Genomic DNA, 14,771 nt, shown 5'->3' with positions numbered 1-14,771 from the left:
GTCGATATCTGGAATCTCCGGCCGCTCTTTGCGGTCTTTTGATTTCCCGGATGATTCACCGCTCGCCATGCGAAGCCTCCATCTCACAAGAATCAGAACATCACGTTCCGGTCGCGTTCAGCCACGGCCTTGATGTAGTCCGGCATCCCCTTGATGGATGCACCGGCGACGAGATCCGAGGCTCCGACCTGTCTCGCCACGGCGCAGGCCCCGCAAACCCAGATCGGCACACCGGCAGCCTGGACGGCAGCCAGTAGTTCCTTCAACGGCGTCAAATTCACACCCGTCACATGATCCGCCACGCCTTTCCGACCCAACGTCACGGCTTCGTTCCACAACCACAGGACCACATCATGCCCTTGATCTTTCGCCGTCTTGGCAGCCATGAAGGGCAACGTCGCCATCGTTGGATCATCGGTCCCTCGACTGCCTGAAATCATGAATGTCGCCATAACGGGCTCCTCCATGGTTTTTCGACTCTTTCGACAATGCGTGACCCGCCCTTCACTTGGCAAGACTCCGGATATAGTGAACCAGCTGCCACACCTGTACATCCGGCAGCGAGGCAAACGACATCATGCCGGTTCCCGGGGAGCCGTTCTTGATGATCCAGAACAGTTGCCCATCAGGAATGTCTTTCATCATCGCGCCACAGGTAAAATTCCTGGGCGGCGGCACGAGGGCCGCACCCATCAATCCCCTGCCGTCGCCTTGCTCGCCATGGCACATCACGCAGGCGACCGGCTGCGCCGCTCTCAGGAACAACTCTTTTCCCGCTTGAACGGAATCGGCCGAGGCGGAAAGCGGATTCGCCTTGGAGAGGAAGCCTTCCGGCGCCTTGGCCGTCTTGCGCGGCTGCACGCAGACCGCGCTCTGGGCACCGCCATCCGATGCGGCAACCTCGGGAATTCCCTTGAACGTCACCCTCAAATAGGCGATCACGTCCGCCACACCCTGCTGCCCGATGGTCAGTCCCCAATACGGCATGTTCGGTGATTTGCCGATCGCAGGACCGCCATGGTTGATCACGTTGTACAGATACTCCATCGGAAGTTTTTCAAAGGGCATGTTGGCGTGAATGGCGGGCTTCGGTTCCAATCCCGAGGCCGCTGGGCCGTCTCCTTTGCCGGTCAACCCATGACACTGGGCGCAGTATTCTCGGTACAAGACTTTGCCGCGCCCGGCGTCGGCCTTGCTGAACTCAGGGCTCGTCCACGGCTCATAGTACTGAAAGTCTGGTACCCCTTGAACCATGAGATACCCGATCACGGCACGCAACTGCGGCTCCGTCGCATCGGCTAGAAACTCGCCGCTGTGCGGAACGAAGTCCTGTGGGTTCAGACCGAAACGAAACAACCAGTCCTTGTCATATCGCTGACCCGACTTCTGCAACGCCGCGCTCTGTTGCCCTCCGATTAATCGGCTGTTCTCTTCGATCGTATGGCACCCCAGACAGGCGTGGGCTTTATAGGCCGCCGCACCGAACTGAACGTCGAACTTCGTCACCTTCGATAGGTCAAAGGCTCCGACCGTGACGCGCGGGTCCTTGTTATGTTCGGCAAAATAGTCGGCAATCGCGGCGGCTTCCGCCTCTGTCACGATCGGATGTTTCGCGGGGACCTCCGTCAGATCCCATCGATAGCCCTTGGCATAGATCGGGGCCTCTTTTCCGGTCAGCCAACGAATGAGCCAGGACCGTTGGTATTTACTGCCGGCCCACATCAAGTCGGGCGCTCGCAGATTGAACCGAGAATCGGCCGTCCCTTCCAGTCGGTGACATTGCATACAGGTTTGCTGGAGAAGCTCCTTTGCGCGGGATTGATCACTTCCAAAGGATGGATCCTGCATGAGGACCAATCCTGCCGCCAGCGACACCGTGGCTACAATCGCTCTCCTCGTTCTTCCCTCCCCCATCTTACGCTCCTTCATTTCATGAAGCCGTGGCCATGATTTCGCATGATCGTATGCGAGTGTTCTCACGACCCGTTGGGTTTCTGATGCGTCGGTGGATTCAACGTGATCCCGATATTCGGCGTCACGGCGATGGATTGGTGAACCGTGCAGCCGTGCGCCACTTTCAGAAGACGCTCCTTTTGTTCCGCCGTGATGCGATGGGGAAGATGGATACCGATGTCGATCCGGCCCACCCGGTGAGGAACTTCCTCCATCGTCCATTCCGCATCGACTGTCAAGCCGTCTCGAGAAATGCCGTGCCGCCCGCAAAATTGCCCCACGAAATACGCGACACAACTCGCGACGGACCCGACAAAGAGTTCAACCGGTCCCATTCCGGCATCCTGTCCCCCGTCTTCCACCGCCTGATCGGTGATGATTCGATGTGTGCCGCTTACGATGTCGTAGCGTGTCCCGCTGTGAAAGGTCGCCGTGAGTTTCATGTCGATCCCGGCATCGGGAGTTTCGCCGCTCCCCACAGGCACAGTCCGCCGAGGGGCAATGCGATGAGGAGTCCATTAATTCCGAACGATCCATGAATCGTCATCGGTCCGAATCCTCCGAAAGAAGCCAAAGATGACTCAAGATTCGGCCAGAGGAAGGCAAACGTCAGCGCACCGACCAGGCCGCCGACAACCGTTATCCACGCGTCGGGCTTCCCTTCGGCAGCGGCGGCAAGAGCCGTCCCCGGGCAGTAGCCCGTGATGGCGAACCCCACTCCAAAAATCAGCCCTGCCACTACGATCCCCGGAAGATAGAGATCTTTGACTTTCATATGAGCTGTACCCAACGCATCCAATGCCTGCACGCCGATCAGCCCCACACCGATGGCGGTCAGGATAACCTTCATGATCGTGAAGTCTTTGAGCCGCAATGTTCCGATGATCTTCGTATGGCTCGACGCACCGCACAGTTGAAGGACCGCGCCGAACGCCGCACCGAGAAATAGTCCCAAAAGTAATTTCATCGCATTTGTCGCTGCGTTTGTCGCTCGGGATACAGCCATCGCGCCGTGAGAATCGCACTTGCAAAGAGAGCCGTCGAAAAAACGAATGAACTGACAGCCAATTGAGAAATTCCGCTGATCATGTGGCCGGAGGTGCAACCGCCCCCGAAGCGGGCTCCGAAGAGAAGGAGAAATCCTCCAATGAACGACCCTAGCAGACGCCTCATCGGAGCCGGCCCGAACCGTTGCGCCCACACAGAAGGCACCGCTCTCATGCTGAATCGGTTCGTCGCCATCGCGGCGAAAAAGGCGCCGATCGGGATCCCGGCCACGAAGACAAACTCATAGGTGGCCAACGTCCACCCTTTGCTGGTTTCTTTCAGGTAAGGACTCCCGTCGGCAGCATCTGGAAGCACGCTGTGTAGTAGTACGCCGTCCAGCACCACGTACTGCGTGGATACTCCGATCGGCTGGACCAGCGCGACCGCGAGCAACAGAATGACTCCGATCCCAAGTCCCCCCGACCACCAAGGCATCACCGGGACCGTCCGATTCATATCGCGCGCTTGCTCGTCAGCCATGGTGTCTCACTCGTTTTCCGATGTTGCTCACCGCATTGCCTCCACGAATACTGCTCGTCGGCTCAATAGGGGACATCCGCCGGCTTGCCTCCTCTCGGCCAATCATGAATCTTGCCGGGAAAATCAGGCCGAGGCTGAGTATTGATATAGGCCGCCACGTCCACCGCCTCATCATCCGTCACCGTCCACCCCCAACCGCGCGGCATATTGGCCTTGATGAACGATGCCGCCACGCTGACCCGCGCCATCCCTGCACCGATGTTGTACGAACGAGGCCCCCACACCGGCGGTGCCGCCATGGTGCCTTGTCCGTCGGAGCCATGGCAAAAGACACACTTTTGCTCGAAGACTTTCTTGCCGACGACAGGATCAGGTTGATGAGTCGTGGTGAGACGGGGAATTCCTCGCCAGGGGACCGCGCTCCCAGGGGGCACGTTCTGCGATAACCACTCGATGTAGGCGACAATGGCCGTGAGCTTCACACTGTCGGGCGGCAGGGGTTTTCCGTTCATGCTGCGTTCGAAACACTCGTTGATTCGGTCGGCCAGAGTCATCTGTCGGCCGGCGCGTTCACGATATTGCGGATAGAGCGTGCTGATGCCGACGAAGGACGCGGAATTCGGATTGAGTCCCGCGTCCAAATGGCAGTTGGTACAGTTCAGCGCGTTCCCCACATATCGTTTCCCATATTCCTGTGTATCGGCGATCATTTTGTATCCCAGTCGAATCTGTTCGCCCCGCAGATCGCCCGGAATCGTTTCAGGGGAAGGCGGGGCAAACAAGGCGTGGATGGTCGCGTCCGTGCTCGGACGCCCGGCTGTTTCCTCACTATCCGTCACCCGTGGAGGCGGCACACAACTGATCGTCACCGACAAGGCACTCACCAGCACGATGCCTGTCCTGATCGGTCGGCTCATGACTGGAACCTCATTGTTTCACGTCGGAGGCCGGAGGGCAGGTATTGACACCGAACAGCATGAACAGCGGACAATACCCCATCGCTCCAGTGAGCAAGAGTATGGCACAGACTGCAATTGCCGCTCCTGAGACGGCCGTTGAAAACCCGGCAAAGAGGCCGATCATGACCGCCAGGAGTCCCGTTCCGATTCGTATCGGTCGCTCACTGCCTCCCACATTGCACTTCATGGCAACACCTCCCTCTTCTTCAAACCCGGGTGCTCGAGATTTGCCTCTCACGGGGTAAGATACAGCGACCGCTCATTGGATTCATCTTTATGGTTGTCCATTGGACTCGACCCTGAGCGTACGCACGTAGCTCAACACATCCCAAATTTCTTCTTCGGAGAGAGCATGTTTCCACGCACCCATGGCGGTATTCGGTTTGCCTTCATGAATGCGTCGAAACAAGGTACCGTCGAGCCGGCTTTGAACGGTAAGAGAGGTGAGATCCGCGGGAGGTGGAACCAGCTTGATTCCCAACGCGCCCTTGCCGTCGATGCCATGACATCGAATGCAGGTGTGTACATAGATTTCTCGCCCACTGACCGGATCCCCTCCTTTTCCTGAGGGAAGAAGGTCATTGATCCCGACATTGCCGAACCCCGCCGCCACCATCCCGGCGAACACTGCGCACCACACCAGCTTCCGTTCCGTCGTCGACATCTTCTCTTCCCCTTCCGATGAGGAAACCTTGCGATCAGCGTGCCATTGATGCGTAGGCCATACGTAAACATTTTCCCTTATCGGTCAATAGGATAGATGGTTTTGCTAGGATAGTGCCGGTTTGAGCGGAGTGAACTGGCGACAAATACCCCGGGGCTCGTCGTCTACTGATGCAGGATGCTACAGCGTTTACTATGGATCGAATCAGTACCCGAATCGAGCATGGTGGTCTGTCAAGCGTTCGAGGTTGGGATCGGTGGGAAAGCGGGAATTTCTTTGCATTGATGGCCAAACATACTAGGTTTGTAGTCGTCGGTAGACAGATCGCTGATCGAGGTTACTCGTAGCGGCGCAGAGGCAGTCTGTGTCTCACCTCCATGTCTAAACTTCCTCCTCGGGCTATTCACAATCTTTCTGATCTCTTCGAGTTCCGATGCCGGCAACAGCCGAATGCACTGGCCTATGCCCTGATTCGTGACAACCTCGACCTTGAGAGTCAGCTGACCTATGCGCAACTCGAACGCACCGTGCTTTCCCTTGCAGGCCGTCTCGCCTCCGAGGTTTCTTCTGGAACAAAAGCCCTTCTGCTCTACCCACAAGGCCTCGACATGGTCTGTGCATTTTGGGCCTGCGTTTGCGCCGGCCTCGTGCCGGTCCCTGCCCCTGCCCCCGATTTGGTCAGACAGAAACACAGCCTGCCGAGGCTGCGTTCCATCATTGACGATGCTCAGGCATCCCGTGTGCTCACAACCTCAAGCATCGAAGCCCAGGCGCGTGAGCTGTCCATCGCGAAGGAGATCGGTCAGATCAAGTGGATGGCCACAGATCAACACTATAAGCAAACCGACATGGATGAGCTGCCACGGTCTACGAACACCGCCCTTGCCTATTTGCAATATACCTCCGGATCGACCGCAATTCCTCGTGGGGTCATGATCAGCCATGGCAACGTGCTCGCTCATTGCAGAGCCATGAGTCAGGCCGGAGGCGTATCGAACGAGACTCGGTCTCTCTGCTGGTTGCCATATTTCCATGATTACGGATTGCTCCATGGTATCCTTGCCCCCTTCTACGTCGGCGCTCCAGCTTATCTGATGTCACCAGTCACGTTTCTCAGGCGACCATTACGTTGGCTCGAGGCAATCTCCAAATTTGCGGTTACCCACAGTGGTGGACCCAACTTTTCCTATGAAGCCTGTCTTCGGGCTGTCCGGCAGCAGAAAGAATGGCAGGGTGATCTGAGCAACTGGACAGTCGCGAGTTGCGGCGCCGAACCTATCCATGCGGAGACGGTTGAGCAGTTTATCGCCACCTTTGGTCCACGGGGCTTTCGGCGCACGTCATTTGCGCCAGCCTATGGGCTCGCCGAAGCCACTCTGGTGGTGACGATGAAGCAGGCTGGGATGGAACCGACTTTCTTGAAACCTGCGACCGACGCGTTGGCTCGGTCGATCGTCAAGGAATCTTCCTCCGCGGATGGAAAAACTCGAACCCTCGTCGGATGCGGAACACCGCTCGAACAGACCACTGTCAAAATCGTCAACCCCACCACGCACACCGAGTGCCCGCCGGACACAGTTGGCGAGGTGTGGCTGGCTGGTGCGGGAGTCGCAGCCGGGTACTGGGGCAAACCGGAATTGAATCGTGTCACATTTGGTGCGACCCTCGCTGATTCTGATGAAGGTCCTTATCTACGGACCGGCGATCTTGGATTCCTTCACGGGGGAGAGCTGTTCCTCACCGGACGGCTTAAGGATCTCATCATCGTCCGAGGACGTAACTACTATCCCCATGACTTGGAGTGGACCGCCGAGCAGGTGCATGCCGGCTTGCGCCGAGGAGGTGGGGCGGCCTTCTCGATTGAAGGCAAAACCGGAGAGCTGGTGGTGCTGGTCAACGAGATCGAACCGCAGTTGAGGGAATCTGACATGCCGGACGTAATGAGTTCGATCCGTCGTGCCTTAGCTGACGAACATGAATTGGAAGTCCATAGTGTAGTGCTTCTCCGACCCGGCACCATCCCACGAACATCTAGTGGAAAAATTCAGCGCCATGCCTGCAAAACTGCATTTGAGTCCGGTGAGCTCGCCGTGATCACATCGAGTACGCTGGACCTCTCGATAGGAGACGATCTCGGCGATGCTTCGACCGAAATGCCAGAGACTCCTGCCGAGAAAAGCCTGGCCGGCATCTGGCAAGAGGTGCTTGGATGCCCTCCTCCGCATCGCCATGAGAACTTCTTCGCACTCGGCGGCAATTCGCTCCTTGCTTCCCAAGTTGTAGCGCGTATCCTTGACGTATTCTCCGTTGAACTTCCCCTCGGTGTGCTGTTCGAAAGTCCGACCTTATCCGCACTGGCCGTTCGGATCGGTGAGCCGAGCAGGAGGCCGGACGCCGGCCAGATGGCACAGCGGCAGAGGGACGCAAGTGAAGGCGACGGAGCACGGGTTCCAACCGTTCCGCTTCCCTCGGCATCCAAGCGGGAAAGCAGGATTCCGCTCAGTTTCTCGCAGCAGCGACTGTGGTTCTTGGAGCAAGTTCATCCTGAGAGCGCGATCAACCACATCTCCATGGCGGTGCGCATCCATGGGCCGGTCAACCCTGAGATCTTGAAACGATCAGTGCGGGAAATCGTCCGCCGTCACGACATTCTTCGAACTCGTTTCGGATCGGAGCGAGGAGATGGATTCGCGGAAATATCCGACGAGATGATAGTGACGATCGGCCGGGAAGATTTTCAGCCATCGGAGCCTACGGAGCAAGACGCTCAAGTGCGGCAATTCCTCCAAACGGACAGGAGCCGACCGTTTGACTTGCGCCAAGGACCTCTCTTCAGGGTGACCTTGCTGGCGCTTGAACATCAAGTGCATGTCTTGGCGTTGACTTTCCACCGCCTTGTCGCCGACGGATGGTCTCTGCGTATCTTCTGGAAGGAACTGGCTCATCTGTGGGAAGCCGGTGGTGATGTACACCAGGCTGGTCTTCCTACGCTGGCCGTACAGTACGCGGACTATGCCGATTGGCAAAGATCCAGGCTTGATCAAGGTCTTCGGGAAATCCATCGAGCTTACTGGATCAAACAGTTGAGTGGCGCCCGTCCACCCGCCGAACTACCGGCCGATCGTCAACGGCCGCGGCCACGCACCTTCGAAGGAGGTGTGAGGTCTCGATCGCTCTCTCCGGAGCTTTCAGCCGGTCTCGATCGTCTATGCCGGCGCCAGAACGTCACGACGTTCATGGTGCTCTATGCCGTCTTTGTCACGTGGCTGCATCGTTACACACAAGAGTCTGACATCGTCATTGGATCGATCGTGACGGGCAGGCGTCGGAGAGAACTCGAAGACGTCATGGGATATTGCGTCAATACGGTGGCGTTGCGGTCCGAGGTATCCGATGGGCTGACAGGAGAGGAATTGTTGAAGCAGATCCGCCGGGTGGTGGCGGAAGCCTATGACCACCAAGACCTTCCGTTCGAAGAAGTGATCGAGGCGCTGTCGTTACAGCGCGAACGGTCGCTGTCTCCACTATTCAACGTGATGATGGTGTGCGAAGACGACCCTTTGTCCGCGCTCAGGATCAGAGATCTTGAGGTCACCCATCTTCCCTGGGAGCCAACGGCATCGGAGTTCGACCTCGTGTTGATGGTCGTGAACAAGGTCAACGGCCTGGAATTGGCGTTTCTTCATGACTCGACGATTTTTGATGACTCCACGATGGACCGAATGCTGGCGCAGCTGGAGATCTTGCTTGATGACTTTCTCAAAAGACCTGATGCCCCTCTTGATCAACTATCATTGCTGACCGCCGAGGAGAGACGGAACATTCCTTTGACGTGGGACAAACCGTTCACTCAGGCCTCCGGCATCCATAGTCTCATCGAGGCACAGGTGGAACGGACTCCCCTTGCAGTCGCCGTCACGTGCGAAGAGCAATCCATCAACTATCAGGAGCTGAACCGGCGAGCGAATCGCGTGGCTCACGCCTTACAGAAATTAGGAGTCCGGGCAGATCTCCCGGTGGGTCTCTGTGTTGAGCGCTCCGTGGACGCGCTCGTGGGCCTCTTAGGCATTCTCAAGGCCGGAGGCGGATACGTTCCCCTGGATCCGTCCTTCCCCGATCACCGCCTCCGACTCATCTTGGAGGATGCGGGGGTGTCCGTCGTCGTCACACAGGCTCATCTCCATAGTCATTTACAAGGCTACCGCGGCCGGATCTATGATGTAGAAGCTCTTTCTATACCCACAGGAAACGGAACGGAAGAAGAGAACCTCGTGCTTTCCGTTTCCCCGGATCAGCTCGCCTACATCATCTACACCTCGGGCTCGACGGGACGACCTAAAGGTGTGGCCGTGACCCATCACAGTTTGGTGACCTCCCTTCGGGCCCGGTTGCAGTACTATCAAGAGTCGGTCTCTCGATTCTTGCTGACCTTCTCGTTCGCCTTCGATGGGTCCGTGACAGGCATCTTTTGGACGTTGCTACAGGGGGGAGAACTGGTCATCCCAGCGGAAACCGCGCATCGCGATCCGGCGGATCTTGCGACGCTCATCGAGCACCATCGCATTTCCCACGTCGTGTGGGTCCCTTCCTTGTATCACGCCGTGCTGGGGGAGGCGTTGGATGCTCAGCTCGAATCGCTTCGTGTCGTCATCACCGCCGGAGAAAGCCTGCCCCTTGAACTCGTGCGGCGACATTATCAGCTCCTGCCCCATGCCACGCTGTACAACGAATATGGCCCGACGGAAGCCACCGTCTGGTGTAGCGTGTATCAAACGACTCGTGAAGAAGCCGGAGCCCGCGTACCGATCGGCAAACCTATCGCTTATATGCAACTCTATGTGCTGGATACGAATTTACAGCCGACGCCCATCGGCGTACCGGGAGAATTGTATATCGCGGGAGAATGCCTGGCCCGTGGCTATGTCAACCAGCCGCAGTTGACCCAAGAGCGATTTCCGGCGAATCCCTACGTGCCGGGCACCAGGCTGTATCGGACCGGTGACCTGGCTCGATACCGGGCCGACGGCAATGTGGAGTATCTCGGCCGGACGGATCAGCAGGTCAAACTGCGTGGCTATCGGATCGAACTGGGGGAAATCGAATATGTCCTGAGCAACTTCCCCGGTGTGCATCATGCGGCGGTGTTGCTTCGGGAAGACAAACGGGATCAGCACCGTTTGGTCGGCTATGTGGCCGGCGAATCGTCGCTCAAGGACAAGCTCGAACAGATTCGCAGTGATCTCGCCGCGCGCATCCCGCATTATATGGTGCCCTCCGTCATTCTGTGGCTCGACACGATGCCCCTCAGTCCCACCGGCAAAATCAATCGACAGGCGCTTCCGGCTCCGGAACAGGCAGCCGGTCACGCGACGCCCAGGATCGCCCCGAGAAATCAGGTCGAGGAATCCTTGGCAACACTATGGAAGTCGGTGCTCGAAGTGCCGGAAGCCGGTATCCATGACCATTTCTTCGAGCAGGGGGGGCATTCCCTTTTGGCGACCCAGCTCGTCTCCCGGATACGCGAGATCTTCGAAGTCGATGTGTCGTTGCCGGCGCTGTTTGAACGGCCGACGATCGCGGCGCTGGCCGAAGAAGTGACGCGGTTGCGCCGGAGGGACCGGAAGAAATCCGTTCTTCCACCGATCACTCCGGTGCCCAGGGATCGGCCGCTCCCCCTTTCCTATTCTCAGCAACGCATGTGGCTGCTGTATCAGCTGGCACCAGAAAGCACGGCGTATAACATGCCGTTTGCGTCGCGACAGATGGGACGTCTGAATAAATCGGCACTCCGAAGTACGATCGATGCCATCTGCACCCGCCATGAGGCATTTCGAACCACATTCACGATGAGGGATGACGGACCGGTTCAAGTGATTCACCCCTTTCGCCCTCCTCATTGGGTGGAAGTGGATCTGGGGCACCTGCCTTCCGAACAGCGACGACAGCAGGCGGCGCGGCTGGTGGAACAGGAAGCGAACCAGCGGTTCGATCTTGAGAACGGTCCGCTGGCACGGTTTCTTTTGATCGAGATTGAACCCGAGGACCATGTGTTGGTGCTCACGATGCACCATATCATCGGAGACCAGTGGTCGTTCGGCGTCATCGGCCATGAGTTTGCCTTCTTCTACAACGCGTTTTGCCGAGGAGACGTTCCCTCGGCAAAGCCTATTTCTCTTCAGTATGCCGACTACGCGGTGTGGCAACGGCGTTGTCTGACCGAGGTTTGGTTCCGCGCGCAATCGGACTATTGGCAGAAGAAATTGGCCGGGCTCTCCAAACTTTCATTGCCGACCGATCATCCGCGGCCCGCGATCCAGACATTTAACGGCTCACATTGCACGCTGGAGTTGCCCGCATCGTTGATCGACCGCCTAAAGCAATTCAGCGCGGAGCACAACGCAACGGTGTTCATGACCCTGTTGGCCTGTTTCCAGATTCTCTTGAGCCGCTATGCCGGCCAAACCGACGTCGCCGTCGGCACTCCGATCGCCAACCGGACTCAATCCGCGGTCGAGTCGATCATCGGCTCGTTCGTCAACACCCTCGTCATGCGGACCGATCTCACCGGCGATCCGGCTTTCACCGAGTTGATGGCTCGGGTGCGTGACACGGCGTTGGAGGCCTACACCAATCAAGACTTTCCCTTCGACAAGTTGGTCGAGACGATGCACTCCGCCCGCGACCATAGCTCGGCCCCGCTGGTGCAGGTCCTCTTCAACGTCCCGAATGCCCCTATCGGGGAGATCAACGTCCAGGGGTTGAGTTGGGTGCCCTTCGAAGTGGAAACCCAAGCCGCGCAATTCGACCTAAGCTTGACGATCGAGACGGAGTTCTCGCGAAGAGCCTACCTGTCTTTCAATACGGATCTCTTCGAACCCCGGACCGCGGAACGGATGTTGGGACAATATCGGGCCCTGCTCCAAGGCGCATTGGCAACCCCCAACCGCAAGCTGTCCGAGCTCCCGACTTTGACGGAGCCCGAGAGGCGACAGATATTGCTGGATTGGAACCGCACGCAACGGGACTACCCTCGGTCCGAGTGTGTTCCTCAGCTGTTTGAAGCCCAGGTCCAGAAGACGCCCGACGCCATGGCTGTATCGATGGGACAGACAGCGCTGCGGTACGGTGAGCTCAACGCCCAAGCCAATAGGCTGGCACGCTATCTCCAGACACTGGGCGTTAAACCCGGTGTGACGGTGGGAATCAGCCTCGAGCGATCCTTGGAGAAGGTCGTTGCGCTGCTGGCCGTGCTGAAAAGCGGCGCGGCCTATGTCCCGCTCGACCCGGATTTTCCGCGGGATCGCCTCCGGTTCATGGCAGAGGATGCTTCGGTCGCCGCCGTACTGACATCGACCGAGTTATCCGATCGGTTTGACGCCCAAGCCTGCCGCTTGCTGTGTCTTGATCGGGAGGGGGAACGCCTCACGCGGGAATCTGACCACAACTTAGGGCCGATCGCGACGCCTCAAGATCTGGCGTATATCCTCTATACGTCGGGATCGACCGGAAAGCCTAAGGGCGTGGAAATTCCGCACCGCGCGCTGGTGAACTTCTTGTGGTCGATGCTGCACGAGCCGGGATGTACCGCTCGAGATATCATGCTATCCGTGACGACCATCTCCTTCGATATCTTTGGATTGGAATTGTATGTGCCATTGCTGGCCGGGGCCCGGATCGAAATCGCCAGCCGAACGGTTGCGATGGACGGGCGACAACTGCGTGATCTTTGCGAGGCCGTACAGCCGACGATCATGCAAGCGACCCCGGCGACGTGGCGCATGTTGGTGGAAGCCGGCTGGCGAGGCAGCGAGAACTTGACGGTCCTCTGCGGAGGGGAGGGCTTGTCTCCCGACCTGGCGGCATCCTTGTTGGACCGAAGCCGCGCCTTGTGGAACATGTATGGGCCGACCGAAACGACAATCTGGTCCACAATCGAGAAGATCGAACGGACCGATCGGGAGATCACTATTGGAAGACCGATCGCCAACACGGACGTGTATATTCTGGATCAATTCCTTCAACCGGTTCCCGTCGGAGTGTCCGGCGAACTCTATATCGGCGGCGATGGAGTGGCCCGTGGCTATCGAGGACGGCCTGAGTTGACAAAGGAGCGGTTCATCCCTCATCCCTTTTCTCCGGAGCCCCTCTCGAGGCTGTATCGGACGGGAGACCTCGCCCGTTACCAGCCGGACGGACGCATCGTGCATCTGGGTCGCCTGGATAACCAGGTCAAGATTCGAGGATTCCGAGTAGAATTGGGTGATATTGAGGCGGCACTGAGTCGTCATTCAGCAGTCCGTCAAGCAGTGGTCACGGCACGGGAAGAGCAGCAAGGTGTCAAGCAATTGGTGGCGTATGTGGTTTGCCAAGATGGCCCTGTTCCAAGCCAGTCGGAACTCCGTGCATTTCTGAGATCCCAGATTCCAGACTATATGATCCCGTCGCTGTTCGTCTTTCTGGATGCCATGCCATTGACAGCCAATAACAAGATCGACAGGAAAGCACTCCCGGCTCCGGCTTCCGCTCTCCCGACTGCCGCTGTCCGTGTCCTCCCGACCGATCGAACGGATGTGCAAATGGCGGTGTTGTGGCAACAGGTGTTCGGCATCAATGACATCGGGATCCACGACAACTTCTTCGATCTGGGCGGCCATTCGCTCAAAGCCGCTCAACTGTTCTATCTTATTGAACAGGTCTATGGCCGACAGCTTCCCCTCTCCACGCTGTTTCAGGCGCCGACGATCGCCACGCTCACGTCGCTCCTTGTGCAGGATCAGCGGACATCGCCGTGGCAGTCACTGATCGCCATGCAGCCAAGCGGTTCGGCCACCCCCGTGTTTTTGGTGTCGGCAGCGGGAGGAGGAATATTGTGGTTCGCGCAGTTCGCACGGCTTCTCGGCCAGGCCCATCCCGTGTACGGCTTACAAGCCCGGGGATACGATGGGAAAGTGGAACCATATGACTCAGTGCCGGAGATGGCAAGACACTACATCGCTGAAATCCGCTCACGCTTTCCCCAAGGGCCCTATATCATCATCGGCGTATGTACCGGCGGGCTTGTCGCCTATGAGATCGCCCAACAATTGGTCGACCAGAAGGAAGCGGTCACGCTGGTTATCTTGAATAGCTGGCATCCAATTTCGTACAGCTCGTATAAGTATAGTTATGATTCCCCAACCGCACTGGCATTCCCGTCGGAACTCCTTTCTATAACTTTGAGCGCCTTCGGCGAACTCCGGCGTACACCTATGAAGGATTGGCTTCAAGTCCTGCAGTATAATAGCAACCTGCTCTTGTCACGGTTCTACAGACCGCGTGAAAGCGACCCGGAACATCGTCAGTACAACCATATGCGGCTTGCGATGTTCCGTGCGGCAGCCCGCTATACGATGCATCCCTATCCCGGGCGCATACTCAACTTCGTGGCCTCTCAACGGGTCATGGAGCATGATACCAGGCGTGTCTGGAGCGAACTGGCGGGCGGAGGGTGCCAGACTATAGAGGTGGCGGTTCGACGAACGACCGACCTGGTTGTTTCGCCGTCTGTTGAGGAAATATCCTCCCACATTCGACGCTATATCGCCGAATGCACGCAGGACACGCCGGTCCCGTCGAATAATCGAGCTGCGTGACTTTCATCACCTTCTTTTGCCGAACAGCAAAAACGG

At 57.8% G+C, this 14,771-nt stretch carries 9 protein-coding genes; 1 reads left to right on the top strand and 8 read right to left on the bottom strand.

Features of this window, described 5'->3' with window-relative positions:
• Positions 1-92: 92 nt before the first annotated feature.
• From A4E19_04920 to A4E19_04885, 8 genes are all read right to left on the bottom strand, one after another.
• Positions 93-452, bottom strand: coding sequence for a sulfur reduction protein DsrE (locus A4E19_04920; protein ID OQW32707.1), 360 nt, complete (start codon positions 450-452; stop codon positions 93-95).
• A gap of 52 nt (positions 453-504) precedes the next feature.
• A complete protein-coding gene (locus A4E19_04915) occupies positions 505-1,914 on the bottom strand; it encodes a hypothetical protein (GenBank protein OQW32706.1) in 1,410 nt (469 codons plus the stop codon).
• A 62-nt stretch (positions 1,915-1,976) separates the two neighbouring features.
• The gene (locus A4E19_04910; protein OQW32705.1) at positions 1,977-2,396 is read right to left on the bottom strand and encodes a hypothetical protein; all 420 of its coding nucleotides are present in this window, start codon (positions 2,394-2,396) and stop codon (positions 1,977-1,979) included.
• Positions 2,393-2,920, bottom strand: coding sequence for a hypothetical protein (locus A4E19_04905; protein OQW32704.1), 528 nt, complete (start codon positions 2,918-2,920; stop codon positions 2,393-2,395). Before A4E19_04905 ends, A4E19_04910 begins: the two co-directional genes overlap by 4 nt.
• Positions 2,917-3,480 carry a hypothetical protein gene (locus A4E19_04900; protein OQW32703.1) on the bottom strand — a complete coding sequence of 188 codons (564 nt, stop codon included), beginning with the start codon at positions 3,478-3,480 and terminating at the stop codon, positions 2,917-2,919. Before A4E19_04900 ends, A4E19_04905 begins: the two co-directional genes overlap by 4 nt.
• Before the next feature lie 62 nt (positions 3,481-3,542).
• The gene (locus A4E19_04895) at positions 3,543-4,397 is read right to left on the bottom strand and encodes a cytochrome C (GenBank protein ID OQW32702.1); all 855 of its coding nucleotides are present in this window, start codon (positions 4,395-4,397) and stop codon (positions 3,543-3,545) included.
• 10 nt (positions 4,398-4,407) lie between these two features.
• Positions 4,408-4,626 (bottom strand): hypothetical protein, encoded by a 219-nt coding sequence (locus tag A4E19_04890; protein ID OQW32701.1) that lies wholly within the window; start codon positions 4,624-4,626, stop codon positions 4,408-4,410.
• 87 nt (positions 4,627-4,713) lie between these two features.
• A complete protein-coding gene (locus tag A4E19_04885; protein OQW32700.1) occupies positions 4,714-5,103 on the bottom strand; it encodes a hypothetical protein in 390 nt (129 codons plus the stop codon).
• A 377-nt stretch (positions 5,104-5,480) separates the two neighbouring features.
• Between A4E19_04885 and A4E19_04880 the strand changes: the two genes are divergently transcribed.
• Positions 5,481-14,735: a hypothetical protein gene (locus A4E19_04880; GenBank protein OQW32699.1), complete on the top strand. Its 9,255-nt coding sequence runs from the start codon at positions 5,481-5,483 to the stop codon at positions 14,733-14,735.
• Positions 14,736-14,771 lie beyond the last annotated feature (36 nt).

Source organism: Nitrospira sp. SG-bin1, assembly GCA_002083365.1.
Taxonomy (GTDB): Bacteria; Nitrospirota; Nitrospiria; order Nitrospirales; family Nitrospiraceae; genus Nitrospira_D.
Note: the sequence above shows the minus strand (reverse complement) of the source record. Positions and strands in the feature narration are given on the sequence as shown.